Below are 18,122 nucleotides of genomic sequence, written 5' to 3'. Positions count from 1 at the left end.
GAACTGCAACGCTCGCCGCGTCGTGGACGATGAACGGTCGGATCGGCCGACGCGTCGTCCACGACCGAGCGCGGGGCAACACTGGTGAGGAGTCATAGTTCAGATGAGTTCGGATGGATCGACCGGCACACCGTCCGAGTCGGGCGGCCGAGTGGGTGGACGGTCGAGCCGCCCCAGGCCTACCCGTGCACGACCCACCCGACAGCGACCGGCCCGTACGGTCGCGCTGCCGACTCTGCTCGCCGCGGCGGTGGAAAAGAACCCGGACGGTATAGCGGTGGAGTGCGGCACCCGGTCGCTCACCTATCGGGAGATCGACTCCCGGTCGTCCAGGCTGGCCCGGCTGCTCATCGAACGCGGGGTCGGCCCCGAGGATTTCGTGGCTCTGGCACTGACCCGTTCGATCGAATCTGTCACGGCCGAGTGGGCCGTGGCGAAGACCGGTGCTGCATTCGTGCCCATCGACCCCAACTACCCAGCCGCCCGCATCACGCACATGGTGAACGATTCCGGCGTGCGAATGGGTGTCACTGCAACACAATTCGAAGATGCGATGCCGACGTCGGTGTCGTGGATCAGCCTCGACTCGTCCGACACCGAAGGCGCACTCCAGGGGTTGTCCGACGATCCCGTCGTGGCGGACGACCGACGGGCACCGATTCGCCCGTCCACGCTCGCGTACGTCATCTACACCTCCGGCTCGACCGGTCTGCCGAAGGGCGTCGCCGTCTCCCACGCCGGGCTGGCACCGCTGACCTCCACTCAGGTCGAGATCTACGGGCTGGACTCCGATTCGCGCACACTGCATTTCGCGTCCCCCAGCTTCGATGCGTCCGTGCTGGAGCTACTGATGGCTGTGGGCGCTGGTTCGACGATGGTCATCGTCCCGCCCGGCGTCTACGGCGGTTCCGATCTGGGTGACATGCTCCGCCACCACCGCGTCAGCCATGCGTTCATCACCCCGGCGGCGCTGGCCTCACTCGATCCGGCAGAGGTGCCCGACATGCGAGTGCTCGCGATCGGCGGCGAGGCCTTCACCTCGGAACTGATGTCGAAGTGGGCACCGGGCAGACGTTTTCACAACGTCTACGGCCCCACCGAAGCGTCGATGGTGTGCAACATCTCGCCACCCTTGAACGCGGGCGAAGCCGTGCTGCTCGGGCCGTCCACCAAGGACATGGGCTACCACGTGCTCGACGACCGGTTGCGGCAGGTGCCCGCCGGGGTGCCGGGGGAGTTGTATCTGACCGGTGCCGGCCTTGCGCGGGGTTACCATCGACGCTTCGCGCTGACCGCTGCGCGTTTCGTCGCCAATCCGTATGCAGCCGAAGGAAACTCGGAACAGAGCCGACTGTACCGCACCGGTGACCTGGTGCGCTGGCGGGAAGTGGCGTCCGGACGGGCCATCGAATACCTGGGCCGCAACGACTTTCAGGTCCAGATCCGAGGCTTCAGAATCGAACTCGGTGAAATCGACGCCGTTCTCACCGCGCAGGACGGGGTCGATTTCGCGGTGACCCTCGGTCACCGCAGTCCCACCGGCGCAACCGTTCTCGCAGCGTACGTACTGCCGGTGGCAGGGACGGACGTCGACCTGGACCGGGTGCTGGACGAGGCCGGGCGGAGTCTGCCTGCGCACATGGTGCCCTCGGTGATCACACGGATCGATTCGATCCCGCTGACTCCCACCGGCAAGCTGGACCGAGACGCACTGCCGGAACCGGTGTTCGAGGCCGCGGAGTTCCGGTCCCCGTCGACCACTACCGAACATGTGGTGGCCGATATCTTCGTCGAGCTGCTCGGGGTCGAACGGGTCGGCCTGGACGACGACTTCTTCGCGCTCGGGGGTAACTCCCTGATCGCCACACAGCTTGCGGCTCGATTGGGTTCGGCTCTGGGCGTCCATGTTCCGGCGCGCTCGGTGTTCGAGTCCTCCACCGTCGAGGCCTTGGCGCAGGCCGCCGATTCGGCGGACGGTCCGGTTCGAGCTGCGCTGGACACGTCGAGGCAGCGGCCCGAGCGCATCCCGCTCTCGTCCGCACAGCAGCGAATGTGGTTTCTCAACCGCCTCGACACCGACTCCGCCCTCAACAACGTGCCGGTCGCTCTGTTGCTGCGCGGAGAACTCGATGTCGACGCGCTGCAGGCTGCCGTGGGGGACGTGGTCGGTCGACACGAATCGTTGCGCACCGTGTACCCGGAGATCGACGGTGTCGGGTATCAACAGGTGCGGGACGAGGCCGAGACGCACGTCGGGATGGACGTGGTCCGCATCGCTCGTGACGACGCGCTCGCTGCGGTCACACAGTTCTTCACCCGGGGATTCGACGTCACCGTCGAGATCCCGTTTCGTGTCCGGCTGTTCCACATCACGGACCCCGCCGGTGCAGCACCGGAGTACGTGCTGGCCTTCGTTGCACACCACATCTCGGCGGACGGGCTCTCGATGGCCCCGCTGTCCCGCGACGTCATGACTGCGTACCTCGCGCGGCACGGCGGATCGGCACCGCAGTGGGCACCGCTGCCGGTCCAGTACGTCGACTACACACTCTGGCAACTCGACATGCTCGGCTCCGAATCGGACCCGAAGTCGTTGGCCCGCAAGCAGATCGACTATTGGCGTCGCACGCTCGACGGCCTCCCCGAGCAGTTGAATCTGCCCTCCGACCGGCCGCGCCCGCGGGTCGCATCGGGACAGGGGGCGGTGACGGCGTTCGAGATCGACGCTGCACTGCACACCCGCGTACTCGAGTGTGCACGCGAGCACGACGCCACCGCGTTCATGGTGGTGCACGCAGCGTTGGCGGTGCTGCTGGCCACGTTGTCCGGGACGTCCGACATCGCCGTGGGAGCACCGGTGGGTGGTCGCGGCGACGCACGGTTGGACGACCTGGTGGGCATGTTCGTCAACACGGTGGTCCTGCGAACGCAGATCGCTCGAGACGCCTCGTTCGGTGCGGTACTCGATGCCGTACGTACCTCCGACCTGGAGGCATTCGACAATGTGGACGTACCCTTCGAGCGTCTTGTCGAGGTACTCGATCCGGTGCGATCGCAAGGGCGGCACCCGCTGGTCCAGGTAGCGCTGTTCTTCCAGAACTTCTCCCAGGGATCGTTCGAGCTCCCCGATCTGGGCGTCGAGGCATTCGGGTCCGGGGCGGCGTCGGCAAAGTTCGATCTCCAGGTGACGCTCACCGAACTCGGAGACGGCGCAGGTCTGGCCGGCGAGCTGATGTACGCGACGGATCTGTTCGACGAGTCGACGGTGGCGTCGTTCGGGCGACGGTTGGTGGCTGTACTCGAGGCGGTGACCGCTCGTCCGGATGGCGTGGTCGGTGATATCGACGTTCTCGATTCGGCCGAGCGTGAACGAATCATGGTGCGCGGCAACGGCGACGAGGTGGCCATCGAATCCGCTGAGGTGTTGTTGGACGGCTTCGATCGGGTGGTGGCCGACACGCCCGACGCGGTCGCGGTGGTGTTCGGCGAACGGTCGCTGACGTATCGGGAGTTCTCGGCTCGGGTGGACGCGACTGCGCAGCTGTTGCAGGAGCACGGTGCCGGGCCAGGTGTTCTGGTGGGGCTCGCGATGCGGCGGTCCGTCGAGTTGGTCGTCGGCATGTATGCGGTGCTGCGATCGGGCGCGGCGTACGTTCCGGTGGACCCGGATCAGCCGACCGAACGTAACGACTACATTCTCGACACGGCCGCCCCGGTGGTCGTGTTGTCCACGGCCAGAGATGGTTTCGTCACGGCGACCGCTGTTCCGGTCGTCGACATCACCGATCCACCGGAGCCGTCCGGGTCGGTGGTGTTTCCGCGCGCCGCCGGGGACGACCTGGCGTACGTGTTGTTCACGTCCGGGTCGACCGGTCGTCCGAAGGGCGTGGCGATCGAACACCGGGCCATCGTCAACCAGATGGCCTGGATGGCGCAGGAATACGGCCTCGATGCGTCGGATGTGTACTTGCAGAAAACGGCGACGACGTTCGATGTCTCGCTGTGGGGCTTCTTCCTGCCGCTGCGAACCGGCGGTCGGTTGATCGTTGCTGCCCCGGGCGCGCAGCGTGACGTCGAGGCGGTCGCCGCTGATATCGCGCGGCACGGGGTGACCGTGACGGACTTCGTGCCGTCGATGCTGACGGTGTTCGTCGAAGCGGTGTCGGCGCAGTCGATCGCGTCGCTGCGTCATGTTTTCGTCATCGGTGAGGCGCTGCCCGCGGGTACCGTCGATGCCTGTCGGGCAGTGTCGGATGCGCGGGTGCACAACCTGTACGGGCCTACCGAGGCGGCGGTCAGCGTCACTTATCGCGATGTCTCCGAGGACGGGGCGGGGTCCGGATCGGTGTCCATCGGTGTGCCCGAGTGGAACACCTCGGTGCACGTGCTGGATTCGCGTCTGCATCCGGTACCGGCGGGCGTTCCGGGGGAGTTGTACTTGGCGGGTGTGCAGTTGGCGCGGGGTTACGTTGCGCGGCCGGACCTGTCGGCGGAGCGGTTCGTGGCGAACCCGTTCGACGGCGTGGGGACGCGGATGTACCGGACCGGTGATCTGGTGCGGTGGTCGATGGATGCCGATCGGCTCGAGTACATCGGTCGCACCGATTTTCAGGTCAAGTTCCGTGGGCAGCGAATCGAGTTGGGAGAGATCGAGACTGCGCTGACGGCGCGGTCGTCGGTGAGTCAGGCTGTCGTCGTGGTGTCGCACTCGGCGGTCGGTGAGTCGTTGGTGGCGTACCTGGTTCCTACACCCGGTACCGACATCGATGTCGAGCTCGTTCGGGCGGAGGCAATTTCTACGCTGCCGTCCTACATGGTTCCGTCGGCCTTCGTGGTGCTCGACGCTCTACCGCTCAACGCTGCGGGAAAGCTGGATCGTCGTGCGCTGCCGAGTCCGGAGTTCGAGACCCGCGAGTTCAGGGCGCCGCAGACACCGGTGGAGGAAGCTGTTGCCGGTGTGTTCGCGGACGTTCTGGGAGTCGAACGCGTGGGACTCGACGACGACTTCTTCTCGCTCGGCGGCAACTCTCTGCTGGCCGTCAAGTTGGTCTCCGCGCTGAAGGGGGCCCTCGGTGGTCGGCCTGTTCCTCTGAATTGGTTGTTCGTGGACGCGTCCGTTGCCTCCCTTGCGGCACGGATCACTGCTGCCACGGCATCGGGAGTCGACGGAGCGGAAGCAAGCGGGCTCGAGGTCCTGATACCTCTACGGGTAGGCGGTTCTTCGGCCCCGCTGTTCTGTATCCACCCCATCGTGGGTCTGTCTTGGGCCTTCGGTGCCCTGGCGTCACACATCGGCGACGACCGTCCGATCTACGGATTGCAGTCGCCCGCGCTGTCCGGTGCAGAACCTGTGCCGCAGTCGATAGAACAGTGGGCTGCGGTATTCGTGGACAAGATTCGCGCCGTGCAACCGTCGGGCCCGTATCACCTGCTGGGGTGGTCCATGGGCGGACTGATCGCGCATGCGATGGCCGTGCAACTGCAACGTGAGGGCTACGAGGTCTCGACGTTGGCCATGATGGACTCGTTCGTTGCGGGTGGGTCGGACCACCTCGTCGACAGGCCGGTATCGGCGGACGAGATTCTCGGCGGGCTGGGTGTCGGTGCGGACGACCACCTCGAGATCGCTGAACTCACGGTCGACTCCGTGGCCGAACTGTTGAAGTCGATGCCGGCACCTTTCGACTCGATTTCCCGCGAACGGGTCGCCGGGATACTCGACGGGATCGCACAATCGGCAGAGCTCATCGAAACCTATGTGCCACAGACCTTCACAGGACGAGCGCTGCTGTTCGCATCGGTCACCGACGATCCCACGGGCAACGTGGCGGCGGCGACATGGCGCGGTGCGCTGAGCGAGGGCATGACGGTCGTCCCGGTCCATTCGACCCACTGGCAGATGGCGTCGTCGCCGGCATCGACCGAGATCGGGCCCGTGCTGGACGCGGAATTGCACCGGTAATCCGTTCGGCAACGACGAAGGCCTCACGACACCGTGTCGTGAGGCCTTCGTCGTTGCGTGTGGAGAATGTTCAGCAGGGTGCGGGCGTGGTGGTTGCGTAATCGGGATCGAGTGCGGTCTTCACCATGTACAGGGGAGCAGGATCGGCGACGAGACCGACGTGGGACGTCGTCGCCGTGGGGCACACGTCCTGAACCCAGACGTTGTGCACCATCGCAGGGTCGCCGGACTTGAGGAAGGTGTTCGCGGGCGGTGTCGAGACGGTGTCGTTGCGCGTGGCGATGACGGTGTACTCGACCCCTGGTTCGACGTCTCCGCCTTCGTTCAAGCTCGTCAGCGTCGTCGAACCGACGAGTTGCTGGGCACCCGCCATGTTGTATGTCAGGGGGGTGAGTGCGTCGCCGGGCAGGCCGAGAGAGGTGAGCAGTTCGGAGAGCTGCTGCAAACCACCGAAGGTCGTGCCGTGGTTGGTGGCACCCAGTGTGACCAGTGTGTGCACCTTGTTGCGGGCGGGGTCCTGCGCATCGGTGCCGCCATCGAACTTCATGTACTGCCGAGTGGCGGTGCCGCCCTGCGAATGGCCGACCATGTCGACTTGCTCGGCACCGGTCGCCGCGAGAACTTCGTCGACGAAACGGCCGATCTGACGGCCCGACTCAGCGATGTCGCCGGAGCCCCAGATGGTCGTGCCCGGGTCGAGCAGCAGCGATACTCCGCCGTAGTTGGGTGCGAAGACGCAGTAGCCCTCGCTCTTCAGCTGCGGTGCCAGGATCTTCCACGTGGACGCATCCATCTTGGTTCCGTGGACGAGCACGACCGGACGGGGATGGGCCGCGCTGGGAACACAGCCGAAGTCGTTGGCACCCTCGAGGGTAGGCGTGGCAGAAACCGAGGTTCCGGTGGGCGAGGGCGCAGCGACCGCTGTGCCCGTCCCGGTGAAGGACAGGGCACCGGCCACCGCGACAGCAATCGCCGTGGGCAATACTCTCGTGAACTTCTTCGGCATGGCCTCTATCTCGTCCGGGGCGTGGGAATCCGCCGCTGTCACCTGCATCTGCGTCACCGACCGTAACAGCCGGACACACAGGCGTAACAGGCGTGCAGGTCAAGGGTGCCGGTCGGGCAGGCCGATCGGCGAGCCCGCGTGGTGGACATCACCAACCGATGGCTCCGTATCTGATTCCTGCGCGAAGCTCGCCGACCCGGATGACGAACGCACGCAGCCAATGGCCGCGTGACATCCCGGTCAGCGACGTCGGCAGCAGGGGATTGCGCAGCAGCAGCGCCATCCACCAGGACGCGACTCGGCGCACTTTCAGTGCCGGGCACCCTTGGAGCCGGTAGATTCCGCGAAGCTTGGCGAAGCCGAACCCGAGGCGGAAAGACTGGCGCAGGAGAGGGCGTAGCTCGTCACGCAGTCGATACGCCACTTCTGCCTCGGTACTGAACCCCAAGGTGTAACCCGCCAGTTGCGCCCGCCAACTGAACTCGACATCCTGGCTTGCTCGGTAGCGGTTGTCCATGCCGCCGAGATCGCTGTAGACCGATGCCCAGCAGGCCATACTCGCGCCGATCGCGAACGGCAGGAAGTCGGTGCGGCCCTGGTTCTCCGGCGCTGTCGTGGGCGTCCACGACAGCGCCCGGACGCTGTTCAGCGTGTCGGTTTCGACCGCAGTACCGACAACATCGAACGACGACGCCTCCTGTACGAGCGTGGTGAGCCACGACGAGTGCACGACATCGTCCGAGTCGCAGAACGCCAACAGATCGCCGGACGCCTCCCGGGCGCCGCAGTTGCGTGCGTAACCCGCTCCGGTCTCGCGGGAAGCATCGACCGACCTGAGCCGCAGCCGCTCTCGCAAAGGATGAGTGAGTACGTATTCGCCGAGGTCCCCGTCTCGCGTGTTGTCCGCAACGAGCACCTCGAACGGAAACCCGACATCCTGATCGGCCAGAGCCTGCAACTGTGCGTCCAAGTGCGGATCGAGGCCGCCGACAGGAATGATCACCGATACCGACGGATGCTCAGGTCGTGCCCGGTCGACCACAACGAATCCCCCAACGTAGAAATGTCGGCCCGGACTACGCGATCAGCCCGACGCAGATGCCTTCTTGTACCCCCGGATCGCAGGGTAGAGGAAGATCACGACCATTCCCAGAGACCACGCGAGAGTTTGGAGAATCGGAGTCATGACGGGCCCTCCGAGTGCCAGCGCGCGCATCGCGGAGACCGCAACCGACATCGGCTGCGCTGCAACCAACGGCTGCAGCCAGAGCGGATACGCGAGGACGGGGACGAATCCCGCATTGAAGAACATCAACAACGTGCAGAAGATCGACACCACTTCGACCAGTGGTGCGTCGCCGGCCACCGTGGCGAGGAACGTGACCATGACTGCGAACCCGATACCGAACACGACAGGAATCAGGAGCAACAGGATGCCGGCCTGAATTCCCTGGGTGAACCTGAACCCCAGCGCTACACCGGCACAGATGATGACCACGGTGGTCACGAGCACCCGAACTGCTTCGGCGATCATCCTGCCCAGTAGGCCGGCCGCACGGTGAGTGGGCGTTGTCCAGAACCGGGCCAACAGACCCGACTTTCGTTCGCCCTTGAGTCCGACAGCGCTGACGATGGACCCGAACATGGCTCCGACCAGAGCGATCATCGGCACCTGGCCGTAGATCGCCGGCGATCCGGTGGCCGCGGAAATCGAGTTTCCGAGCACGACACGGAACATGACCAGCATCAACGCGGGGTACAGCAACGCCTGAATCATCGTCGACGGATCGCGCATCCATCGCATCAGAAGTCGTTTGGCCTGGATCAGGCTGTGTGTCCCGAGCGCACGAATCGACCCTTCTCGCAGGGCCATGTTGGGTTCGGGAAAGGTCAGGTTGGATACGCGTGCAGCGTTCACCGACGCTTCTGTCATCGTCATCTCGGACTCGTCATTCTGGTCTCGAGCTCGCCCAGATGGCGAGCGGGACGAAGAACAGGAGCAGGCCGGCCACCCAGGCGAGGGATGGCCACAACACCTGGAAGCTGACTCCGCCCTCGGCCATGTCGCGCATAGCGAAAGAGAACTGCGAAATCGGTTGATTGCGAACGAACGGTCGGATGAGTTCCGGGAAGCCGCTTTCGGGAACGAATCCGCACGAGGCCATGCCGAGGATCAGCTGGGGCAGGGTCAACACCTGGCTGGTCGCTTCGGGGCTCTTCGACAGCGTTCCGATTGCGTCGGCACCGATCGACAACGTGGTGCTGATCAGCATGGCGAGCGCGCAGAACAACAGGGCCTGACCGAATCCTGCAGAGAAGCGAAAGCCGATGACGTAGCCGAAACCGAGTGCGGATACGAGCGATACCAGTGAACGGACGACACCGCTCGAGATTCGCGACACCAGCGGGACGCCGCGTACGACGGGCATCGTCTTCAACCGAGAGTTGAGTCCGCTCATCGCCTCCGTCGATGCCCTCTGCGCGGCGGAGATGGCGGTGAACGCCATTGCCTGCAGCACGATGATCGGCATCAGAAACTGTGCGTAGTCGATGCCCTGCAGGCCCATCACGAACTTGAGCGGAAGGTAGAAGCCGATAGTGAAGATCAGCGGAGCGATCACCGCGATCAGCAGCTCACCCTGGGTGAGCATCGTCCACAGTGCACGTCCGGTCAGTGCCTGCCACTGCACGAAGCCGGACGGCCGCGTTCGTGACCGGCGTTTGGGCTGCTGCGTCGTCGACCCGGTGGTTGTCCGAGGAGCGGTGACCGCACGCGTATTCGAGACGCCTCGCGTCGTGGCCGTCACGGCGTGGGGCTCGCTTGCGAATGGCCGGTGAGGGTGAGGAAGACGTCGTCGAGCGAGGGTCGGCGCAACGCGATGTCGGCCAGCACGATGCCACGGGCGTCGATACGGCGGAGGATCTCGGACAGCGTTGCGGCACCGTCGGGGGCCGGCACGGACAGGCGGTCGGATGCGGCAGTGATCTCGGCGTGCACCGCCGGAGGCACCATCTCGCCCAGCGCCTCGGCCGCTGCTCGTAGCTGACCTGGATCGAGAGGCACCACTTCGCAGTAGCTACCGCCGGTCATGGCTTTGAGCTGATCGGACGTACCTTCGGCGATAACTGTGCCCTTGTCGATGACGATGATGTTGTCGCTCAGTACGTCTGCCTCTTCGAGATATTGCGTCGTCAGCAACACGGTGATGCCCTGCGCCTTCAGTGCCTCGACCAACGACCACACACCCTGTCGGCTTCGAGGGTCGAGTCCGGTGGTCGGCTCGTCCAGGAACACGACTTCGGGACGCACGACCAGGCCACATGCGATGTCGATACGACGGCGCATGCCACCGGAGTAACCGCGGACCGGACGCTTGCCGGTATCGGACAGGTCGAATTCGTCGAGCAGGGCCTTGGCGCGAGCCTTGGCAGCCTTCTTGTCCAGACCCATGAGGCGGCCGAACAATTCGATGTTCTCGCGCCCCGAAAGAGTGTCGTCGAGGGCGGCGTACTGGCCCGTCATCATGATCGACCGCCGCACCGCGGGAGCGTCGGCAGCAACATCGTGGCCGGCGACGAAGGCTCGGCCGCTGTCGGGCGCGATCAGCGTCGACAGCACTTTGACAGTCGTGGTCTTGCCCGCGCCGTTGGGGCCGAGGATGCCGAGTACGGTTCCCCGCTCGGCCGAGAAGCTGATGCCGCGCAGCGCATGCACATCGCCGAAGGACTTGTGTACGTCCTCCACGTGTACGGCTGCGTGCTGAGCTGACGACATCGGATCTCCGAGCTGTGGGGTGAATGGGGCCGGGGCAGTGCCGGGGCCCGTGGAGGGGAGGGCCACTACTTGATAGGGGAACTGCCGGGAAATGTTACCTGTGGATTGCAGTCGCAGATGTTCTGCCGTCAGCCCCAATCGATATCGATACTGTCCTCGACGTCCAGCTTTCGGCACAGGGATCGCAGTCCGCTGTAGTCCTGAACCAGCGCTCGACGGCTCCTGTCGGCCTCGACGTCGGCGATCATGGCCTCGGCTCCGCGGACACCTTCGAGTTCGAGAATGCGGGCCCACGTCGAGAAGTCGCTGCTCGAGAACGCATCCATGCCGTCGACGAGGCCGTCGAGAAACTTCTGTCGATCGTTGGATCCGAGCCTGTCGAAGACGATCGCCGCCATGTCGTCGGCAATCGATGCGTGGCAGTACTCGTCGCGATTGTGGAGTTTGACCGTCGCCCGATTGATCGGCTGAATGACGTCGTCGTCCTCGATCAGATCGAGGTACGACGTGATGGAGATCTCTGCGACCGTCATGAAGGCGAGCGAGCTGATCGCCGCAGACCAGGGGTCGTCGCTGGTCGCCTGAGCGGTCCGCTGGCGACGGACGGTGGAACTGAACGGCAGGGATCGTTCGGACAACGCCCAACCGCGACCGCGACGGGTCGCCGCACTGGCGTTGAGGTGCATCAGCGTGTGGTACTGCTCGTCCACCATGGCCTGAGTCACCGCGACCGCAAGGGTGTCGCCCATCCCGGTCTCGAACACATCCTGGGCGAGCAGCGAAAACCCCGGGTGAACGACGTGCTGCTCGACATCCATCACGTTCTTGTTGAACGCGATCCAGCCCCAGGCGCGCAGCCGATCCTGCTGTTCCGGTTCGGCACCGAGGAATGTGTCGTGTTCTCCGAACGGGATCAAGGCGTCGGGAAAATCTCGCTTGGTCGTGTCGAACAAATCGTCCAACTGGGGTTCGGGCTTCTTGACGGTGGCACGCTGCGACCAGTTCTTCGCCAACCGCGCTACGACCGCGCTCTCGACGACATCGTGGGGGTCGTGCTCCGGCAAGGTCGGCTGTTCCAACATCGTGTGCCCCGCCTCCGCGTCCGGACCGGCGATCACGAATTGTCGCCGGAACCTCGAACGATACCGAACAACTCGGCACAGACGGATCGATAGCGATCGGCGGAGCTGCCGAGGGCGCTGCCTGCTCGGTTCATCAGTTCGGCGAACTCGGGCTCCGAGCCGGATTCGACGGTCTCGCCGAGCAGTTGCGTCGCGCGGTGCAGCGCCGCCCGCGCGTCGGCGGCGTGTGGGTTACCTGCCTGAACGTCCCAGTACACCTCGGGCTCCCCACCGGTGATGCGTGCGAGGAGGGCGAGCATCGTCGTGTGTGGGGGAGGAGCGACGGCGTCGATGTCGGCGAACGGCAGATCGAGCTCGGCCAGGGCGAGCCCGAACGCGAGAACACTGGCGTGGGTGAGCGCTTGGGTCGCCGCAGCGAGTCGGTCGTGACGCTCGGCGTCGAGGAGAACGGTCCGGCCACCCCAGTGCTGCAGTCTGTCGACGAACGCGTCGGCCGAGGTGCCGGGTCGGTGCACGACGACGGCAACGGGGCGTCCGTTCATGCCCAGGGACGGTGCGAACATCGGGTTGATGCCCAGCGTCGGGCCGAGGTGTCCGCCGCGGCCGGCGTACTGCGAGTAGCCGGACTTGACCGACAGCGTCTCCACCAGCAGTGCATCGGGGCGTACCGCGCTCAGATCGGCCGACAGTGCCACGGACTCGGGCACAGCGAGCACGATCGTCGACGCAGTCGACAGTGCAGCTGTGACGCGGTGGTCGGGTGCGGTGATGTCGCCGACCAGCGTCGCGGCGTCGACCGATGTCGAAGCGGCTCGAGCGTCGACGACGGTGACCTGCACGCCGTCGCTGCGCAGGAGGTCGACCAGTAGCCGGCCGACGGCTCCGGAGCCCCCGACCACCACTACCGAGTTCTGCTGCTCCGACCGCGTCACCGTGTCCATCGGTCGAGTATGTCAACGAGAGGCTGCAGATACCCAGATCGTGATGTCGGCGTGCACCACCTCGACGCCCGCGGTGTCATGGATGGCAACCGGCACGACGATCTCGCATCCGTCGGTGATGGTCGCGAAGTCGGGAATGGTCTCGAGTTCTGCCACCGCGCGCAGTGACGTGGTCGCCTTCGTCAGGTACTGGACGGTCATCGACTTGGGGATCCAGCGGTGCGACGTCGGAACGGTGGCCTCGGCGAGCATCCCCATCGCAACCTCGGCGAGGTTGCACGCGGCGATCGCGTGGAACGTGCCGAGGTGGTTGCGGATCCCCAGCCATTTCGGGGCCGTGACCTCGCAGCGCCCCGGTTCCAGCGCAACCACCCGCGGCAGCACGGACGCGAAGTAGGGCACACGAAGACACATGCCGATCGAGAACACGGTGGATCCGATAGTGTTGTTCGGGAGCTTCGACCAGGCTCGATACGTGGCCCCGGTGGTGGTTGCGACTGTGTTCATGGGCTTACCTTACTGCTGAGTAAGGTCGTGCGGAGCGTATGGATCGACCCCGAGTTGATCTGTCGCGCACACTGCGGCATACTGGTCGGGTTGCCTGGACACGGGACGCGCTTGCGTGCGGCCTGAACCAGGTGAGTCGATCGAGAGATCGGCTGAGCAGAACATGAGACCAGCGCTCCACGTGAGCGCGTCCGGACCACCAGCTCGATCGGTGTGGGTTTCCTCCCTCGGATGGTTGAAGCGAAAGTTTCAGCGCAGAAGAATGAGCGGAATCGCGACACGCCCGACCGCGTGGACCGGAGAACCATGACAGATGAAGAGCGGCAACGGATACAGGTCACGCCTGGTCGTCAACGTTTTTCACTGTCGTGTGTGCACGAAGGCAGTTCGAGTCGGAGGGATTCCCCCGGCTCGGGGACTGTGCAGACGAGGTGGAGCAGGCCGAACGGCCCGTTCTACGACCAAGCGGCAAGAAAAGGACACTAAGCGTGGCGGGACAAAAGATCCGCATCAGGCTCAAGGCCTACGACCATGAGGCGATCGACGCGTCAGCGCGCAAGATCGTCGAAACGGTCACCCGTACGGGTGCCCGCGTCGTCGGACCGGTGCCGTTGCCGACAGAAAAGAACGTGTACTGCGTCATCCGTTCGCCGCACAAGTACAAGGACTCGCGCGAACACTTCGAGATGCGTACTCACAAGCGGCTCATTGACATCCTCGACCCGACACCGAAGACGGTGGACGCGCTCATGCGCATCGACCTCCCGGCCAGTGTCGACGTCAACATCCAGTGAGCGCGGAGACAACGATGACTGATAACAAGAACCGGCCTGCGACAGGAATTCTGGGCACCAAGCTCGGAATGACCCAGGTCTTCGACGAGAACAACCGCGTCGTTCCGGTGACCGTGATCAAGGCAGGCCCCAACGTGGTCACCCAGATCCGCACCCAGGAACGTGACGGCTACAGCGCCGTCCAGGTCGCATTCGGTGCGATCGACCCGCGCAAGGTGAACAAGCCCACCACCGGCCAGTTCGAGAAGGCAGGTGTCACGCCGCGTCGCCACATCGTGGAGATTCGCGTTGCCGACGCCTCGCAGTTCGAGGTCGGCCAGGAGCTCACGGCTGCAGTGTTCGAGGACGGCGCATACGTCGACGTCACCGGCACCAGCAAGGGCAAGGGCTTCGCCGGAACCATGAAGCGTCACGGCTTCAAGGGACAGGGCGCGAGCCACGGTGCACAGGCTGTGCACCGTCGTCCCGGATCCATCGGTGGCTGTGCAACGCCGGGTCGCGTGTTCAAGGGAATGCGCATGTCCGGACGTATGGGTGGCGACCGCGTCACGACGCAGAACCTCTCGGTCCACAAGGTGGACAGCGAGAACGGTCTGCTGCTGATCAAGGGAGCGATCCCGGGCCGTCGCGGCAACGTCGTGATCGTCAAGTCTGCATTGAAGGGTGGTGCACGGGCATGACCAGCCTCGAGAAGAACACCGAGACCAAGCTGACGCTCGATGTCAAGGAAGCCGGCGGCAAGACCAACGGCACCGTCGATCTCCCCGCGGAGATCTTCGACGCACCGGCGAACATCGCGCTGCTGCACCAGGTCGTCATCGCACAGCTGGCAGCTGCTCGTCAGGGAACCCACTCCACGAAGACTCGTGGCGAGGTTCGCGGCGGCGGCAAGAAGCCGTACCGGCAGAAGGGCACCGGCCGCGCCCGTCAGGGCTCGACCCGCGCTCCTCAGTTCGTCGGCGGTGGCACGGTCCACGGACCGCAGCCGCGCGACTACAGCCAGCGGACCCCCAAGAAGATGAAGGCCGCCGCACTGCGCGGAGCCCTCTCCGATCGGGCCCGCAGCGAGCGCCTGCACGTCATCACCGAATTGGTTGCCGGACAGGTTCCGTCCACCAAGGGTGCGAAGACGTTCCTCGCCGAGATCTCGGACCGCAAGAAGGTCCTGCTCGTCGTCGGCCGCGAGGACATCGCAGCCTGGAAGAGCGTTCAGAACCTGGACGGCGTGCACCCCATCGCACCCGACCAGCTCAACACGTACGACGTGCTCAACGCCGATGATGTCGTTTTCAGCGTGGAAGCGCTGAACACCTTCATCGCTGGGCCTGCAAAGAACGAGGAGGCAAGCAAGTGACCACGATCGCCGATCCCCGCGACATCTTGCTGGCACCGGTCATCTCCGAGAAGTCCTACGGACTGATCGAAGAAGGCACGTACACGTTCCTGGTGCACCCGGACTCGAACAAGACGCAGATCAAGATTGCCGTCGAGAAGATCTTCGACGTCACCGTGACCAGCGTCAACACGATGAACCGTCAGGGCAAGCGTAAGCGGACCCGGTTCGGTTACGGCAAGCGCAAGGACACCAAGCGCGCGCTCGTAACGCTCTCCGCCGACAGCAAGCCCATCGAGATCTTCGGAGGTCCGGTCGCGTAAGCGACTGGGACTCTTCGGATATAGAGGACGAGAAGACTCATGGCAATCCGTAAATACAAGCCGACAACCCCGGGCCGTCGTGGCTCCAGCGTGTCCGACTTCGCTGAGATCACGCGTTCGACCCCCGAGAAGTCGCTGATCCGCCCGCTGCACGGTCGCGGTGGACGTAACGCACACGGTCGTATCACCACCCGGCACAAGGGTGGCGGTCACAAGCGTGCGTACCGTCTCATCGATTTCCGTCGCAACGACAAGGACGGCGTGCCGGCCAAGGTCGCTCACATCGAGTACGACCCCAACCGCACCGCGAACATCGCACTGCTGCACTTCGCAGACGGCGAGAAGCGCTACATCGTCGCACCCAAGGGCATCGCCCAGGGCTCGCCGATCGAGCAGGGTGCCAATGCCGACATCAAGCCCGGCAACAACCTGCCCCTGCGCAACATCCCGACGGGTACGACCATTCACGCGGTCGAGCTCCGTCCGGGTGGTGGCGCGAAGATGGCCCGCTCCGCCGGAGCGAGCATCCAGCTCCTCGGTAAGGAAGGCCCCTACGCCACGCTGCGTATGCCGTCCGGTGAAATCCGTCGCGTCGACGTGCGCTGCCGCGCAACCGTCGGCGAGGTCGGCAACGCCGAGCAGTCGAACATCAACTGGGGTAAGGCCGGCCGCATGCGCTGGAAGGGCAAGCGCCCGACCGTTCGTGGTGTCGTGATGAACCCGGTCGACCACCCGCACGGTGGCGGCGAGGGCAAGACCTCCGGTGGACGCCACCCGGTCAGCCCCTGGGGACAGCCTGAAGGCCGTACCCGCAAGAACAAGGCGAGCGACAAGCTCATCGTCCGTCGTCGTCGTACCGGCAAGAACAAGCGCTAGGAGGGAGTTCAGAATGCCACGCAGCCTGAAGAAAGGCCCGTTCGTAGACGATCACCTCCTCGCGAAGGTTGACGTCCAGAACGACAAGGGAACCAAGCAGGTCATCAAGACCTGGTCCCGTCGATCGACAATCCTCCCCGACTTCATCGGTCACACTTTCGCCGTCCACGACGGTCGCAAGCACGTACCGGTGTTCGTGTCCGACTCGATGGTCGGCCACAAGCTCGGAGAGTTCGCACCGACCCGCACGTTCAAGGGTCACATCAAGGACGACCGGAAGGCGAAGAGGCGATGACCAACTTCACCCCCACCGCCAATCCGACTGCCAAGGCCGTAGCGAAGCACGTTCGCGTCACGCCGATGAAGGCACGTCGCGTCGTGGATCTGGTTCGTGGGCGCTCCGTCGAGGACGCGCTCAACATCCTCAAGTTCGCGCCGCAGGCAGCGAGCGAGCCGGTCGCCAAGGTGATCGCGTCCGCAGCCGCCAACGCCGAGAACAACCTGGATCTCGATCCCAGCACGCTGATCGTCGCTACTGCATTCGTCGACGAGGGCACGACCCTCAAGCGATTCCAGCCGCGTGCTCAGGGCCGGGCATTCCGGATCCGCAAGCGCACCAGCCACATCACGGTGATCGTCGAAAGCCTGCCCAAGACCGGCGGAACGTCTCGTAACCGTCGTAAGGGCCAGGCGTCCAAGGAAGGGGCTCAGTAGTGGGTCAGAAAATCAACCCGCACGGCTTCCGCTTGGGTATCACCACTGACTGGAAGTCGCGTTGGTACGCAGACAAGCAGTACTCGGAGTACGTCAAGGAAGACGTCGAGATCCGCAAGCTCCTCGCCACCGGCATGGAGCGCGCGGGTATCGCCAAGGTCGAGATCGAGCGCACTCGTGACCGTGTTCGCGTGGACATCCACACGGCACGTCCGGGCATCGTCATCGGTCGCCGTGGTGCCGAGGCCGACCGCATCCGCGGAGCGCTCGAGAAGCTGACCGGCAAGCAGGTTCAGCTCAACATCCTCGAGGTCAAGAACGCCGAGTCCGAAGCTCAGCTCGTGGCCCAGGGTGTTGCCGAGCAGCTCAGCAATCGCGTCGCATTCCGTCGCGCGATGCGTAAGGCCATCCAGTCGGCCATGCGTCAGCCGAATGTCAAGGGCATTCGTGTTCAGTGCTCCGGCCGTCTCGGTGGCGCTGAAATGTCTCGCTCGGAGTTCTACCGCGAGGGACGCGTTCCCCTGCACACGCTCCGTGCCGACATCGACTACGGGCTGTACGAGGCCAAGACCACCTTCGGCCGCATCGGCGTCAAGGTCTGGATCTACAAGGGCGACATCGTCGGCGGACGGCGTGAACTCGCTGCCGCTGCGGCTCCGGCCGCCGGTGCAGACCGTCCCCGTCGTGAGCGTCCCACTCGTCCGCGTCGCAGCGGTGCCTCGGGCACCACGGCGACCAGCACCGAGGCCGGCCGCGCGGCATCCGCAACCGAGGCTCCGGCCTCGACCGAGCCCACTCAGGAGGGCTGA

17 protein-coding genes are annotated in these 18,122 nt (G+C 64.9%); 9 read left to right on the top strand and 8 right to left on the bottom strand.

The features are described from left to right. Nucleotides 1–103 precede the first annotated feature (103 nt). A complete protein-coding gene (locus CH281_RS11295) occupies nucleotides 104–5,962 on the top strand; it encodes an amino acid adenylation domain-containing protein (RefSeq protein WP_094694155.1) in 5,859 nt (1,952 codons plus the stop codon). Between the two features lie 70 nt (nucleotides 5,963–6,032). Here the strand turns inward: CH281_RS11295 and CH281_RS11290 are convergent, their stop codons facing one another. The 8 genes from CH281_RS11290 to CH281_RS11255 all read right to left on the bottom strand — a co-directional run bounded on the left by CH281_RS11290 (nucleotide 6,033) and on the right by CH281_RS11255 (nucleotide 13,273). Continuing rightward, entirely contained in the window at nucleotides 6,033–6,968 is a 936-nt protein-coding gene (locus CH281_RS11290; RefSeq protein ID WP_032365693.1) for an esterase/lipase family protein, read from the bottom strand. 148 nt (nucleotides 6,969–7,116) lie between these two features. Further along, complete coding sequence (locus CH281_RS11285) at nucleotides 7,117–7,971, bottom strand: glycosyltransferase (protein WP_179274171.1); 855 nt, start codon at nucleotides 7,969–7,971, stop codon at nucleotides 7,117–7,119. 81 nt (nucleotides 7,972–8,052) lie between these two features. Beyond that, the gene (locus CH281_RS11280; protein ID WP_094694151.1) at nucleotides 8,053–8,907 is read right to left on the bottom strand and encodes an ABC transporter permease; all 855 of its coding nucleotides are present in this window, start codon (nucleotides 8,905–8,907) and stop codon (nucleotides 8,053–8,055) included. A 10-nt stretch (nucleotides 8,908–8,917) separates the two neighbouring features. Then, the gene (locus CH281_RS11275) at nucleotides 8,918–9,775 is read right to left on the bottom strand and encodes an ABC transporter permease (protein ID WP_032365639.1); all 858 of its coding nucleotides are present in this window, start codon (nucleotides 9,773–9,775) and stop codon (nucleotides 8,918–8,920) included. Next, complete coding sequence (locus tag CH281_RS11270) at nucleotides 9,772–10,743, bottom strand: daunorubicin resistance protein DrrA family ABC transporter ATP-binding protein (protein ID WP_027496305.1); 972 nt, start codon at nucleotides 10,741–10,743, stop codon at nucleotides 9,772–9,774. Before CH281_RS11270 ends, CH281_RS11275 begins: the two co-directional genes overlap by 4 nt. A 128-nt stretch (nucleotides 10,744–10,871) precedes the next feature. Continuing rightward, nucleotides 10,872–11,825, bottom strand: coding sequence for an AurF N-oxygenase family protein (locus CH281_RS11265; protein ID WP_032365692.1), 954 nt, complete (start codon nucleotides 11,823–11,825; stop codon nucleotides 10,872–10,874). 32 nt (nucleotides 11,826–11,857) lie between these two features. Next, a complete protein-coding gene (locus CH281_RS11260) occupies nucleotides 11,858–12,766 on the bottom strand; it encodes a prephenate dehydrogenase dimerization domain-containing protein (protein WP_032393354.1) in 909 nt (302 codons plus the stop codon). 12 nt (nucleotides 12,767–12,778) lie between these two features. After that, nucleotides 12,779–13,273 (bottom strand): hotdog fold domain-containing protein, encoded by a 495-nt coding sequence (locus CH281_RS11255; RefSeq protein WP_094694149.1) that lies wholly within the window; start codon nucleotides 13,271–13,273, stop codon nucleotides 12,779–12,781. Nucleotides 13,274–13,761: 488 nt separating this feature from the next. Here CH281_RS11255 and rpsJ point away from each other — a divergent pair, with 488 nt between their 5' ends. From rpsJ to rpsC, 8 genes are read left to right on the top strand one after another with little or no spacing between them, the layout of a single operon-like run. After that, entirely contained in the window at nucleotides 13,762–14,067 is a 306-nt protein-coding gene (rpsJ, locus tag CH281_RS11250; protein ID WP_003938093.1) for a 30S ribosomal protein S10, read from the top strand. 14 nt (nucleotides 14,068–14,081) lie between these two features. Beyond that, the gene (rplC, locus tag CH281_RS11245) at nucleotides 14,082–14,747 is read left to right on the top strand and encodes a 50S ribosomal protein L3 (protein WP_027496309.1); all 666 of its coding nucleotides are present in this window, start codon (nucleotides 14,082–14,084) and stop codon (nucleotides 14,745–14,747) included. Beyond that, nucleotides 14,744–15,421 (top strand): 50S ribosomal protein L4, encoded by a 678-nt coding sequence (gene rplD / locus CH281_RS11240; protein ID WP_008718317.1) that lies wholly within the window; start codon nucleotides 14,744–14,746, stop codon nucleotides 15,419–15,421. Before rplC ends, rplD begins: the two co-directional genes overlap by 4 nt. Next, nucleotides 15,418–15,723 (top strand): 50S ribosomal protein L23, encoded by a 306-nt coding sequence (rplW, locus tag CH281_RS11235; RefSeq protein WP_027496310.1) that lies wholly within the window; start codon nucleotides 15,418–15,420, stop codon nucleotides 15,721–15,723. Before rplD ends, rplW begins: the two co-directional genes overlap by 4 nt. Nucleotides 15,724–15,762: 39 nt before the next feature. Continuing rightward, complete coding sequence (rplB, locus tag CH281_RS11230) at nucleotides 15,763–16,599, top strand: 50S ribosomal protein L2 (protein ID WP_008718311.1); 837 nt, start codon at nucleotides 15,763–15,765, stop codon at nucleotides 16,597–16,599. 13 nt (nucleotides 16,600–16,612) lie between these two features. Next, nucleotides 16,613–16,894 (top strand): 30S ribosomal protein S19, encoded by a 282-nt coding sequence (gene rpsS, locus CH281_RS11225; RefSeq protein WP_008718309.1) that lies wholly within the window; start codon nucleotides 16,613–16,615, stop codon nucleotides 16,892–16,894. Continuing rightward, complete coding sequence (gene rplV / locus CH281_RS11220; protein ID WP_027496311.1) at nucleotides 16,891–17,313, top strand: 50S ribosomal protein L22; 423 nt, start codon at nucleotides 16,891–16,893, stop codon at nucleotides 17,311–17,313. Before rpsS ends, rplV begins: the two co-directional genes overlap by 4 nt. Continuing rightward, nucleotides 17,313–18,122 (top strand): 30S ribosomal protein S3, encoded by an 810-nt coding sequence (gene rpsC / locus CH281_RS11215; RefSeq protein ID WP_027496312.1) that lies wholly within the window; start codon nucleotides 17,313–17,315, stop codon nucleotides 18,120–18,122. The genes rplV and rpsC overlap by 1 nt, the downstream gene beginning before the upstream one ends.

The sequence above is a fragment of the Rhodococcus sp. 06-221-2 genome, from assembly GCF_002258365.1.
GTDB classification, from domain to species: Bacteria; Actinomycetota; Actinomycetes; order Mycobacteriales; family Mycobacteriaceae; genus Rhodococcoides; species Rhodococcoides fascians.
Note: the sequence above shows the minus strand (reverse complement) of the source record. Positions and strands in the feature narration are given on the sequence as shown.

What these genes read in the sequence shown, in the direction of transcription:
- rplV (WP_027496311.1), top strand. Translation starts at nt 16,891, where the DNA reads ATGACCAACTTCACCCCCACCGCCAATCCGACTGCCAAGGCCGTAGCG.
- CH281_RS11255 (WP_094694149.1), bottom strand. Translation starts at nt 13,273, where the DNA reads ATGAACACAGTCGCAACCACCACCGGGGCCACGTATCGAGCCTGGTCG.
- rplB (WP_008718311.1), top strand. Translation starts at nt 15,763, where the DNA reads ATGGCAATCCGTAAATACAAGCCGACAACCCCGGGCCGTCGTGGCTCC.
- CH281_RS11270 (WP_027496305.1), bottom strand. Translation starts at nt 10,743, where the DNA reads ATGTCGTCAGCTCAGCACGCAGCCGTACACGTGGAGGACGTACACAAG.
- rplC (WP_027496309.1), top strand. Translation starts at nt 14,082, where the DNA reads ATGACTGATAACAAGAACCGGCCTGCGACAGGAATTCTGGGCACCAAG.
- CH281_RS11280 (WP_094694151.1), bottom strand. Translation starts at nt 8,907, where the DNA reads ATGACGATGACAGAAGCGTCGGTGAACGCTGCACGCGTATCCAACCTG.
- CH281_RS11265 (WP_032365692.1), bottom strand. Translation starts at nt 11,825, where the DNA reads ATGTTGGAACAGCCGACCTTGCCGGAGCACGACCCCCACGATGTCGTC.
- CH281_RS11295 (WP_094694155.1), top strand. Translation starts at nt 104, where the DNA reads ATGAGTTCGGATGGATCGACCGGCACACCGTCCGAGTCGGGCGGCCGA.
- rpsS (WP_008718309.1), top strand. Translation starts at nt 16,613, where the DNA reads ATGCCACGCAGCCTGAAGAAAGGCCCGTTCGTAGACGATCACCTCCTC.
- rplD (WP_008718317.1), top strand. Translation starts at nt 14,744, where the DNA reads ATGACCAGCCTCGAGAAGAACACCGAGACCAAGCTGACGCTCGATGTC.
- CH281_RS11260 (WP_032393354.1), bottom strand. Translation starts at nt 12,766, where the DNA reads ATGGACACGGTGACGCGGTCGGAGCAGCAGAACTCGGTAGTGGTGGTC.
- CH281_RS11290 (WP_032365693.1), bottom strand. Translation starts at nt 6,968, where the DNA reads ATGCCGAAGAAGTTCACGAGAGTATTGCCCACGGCGATTGCTGTCGCG.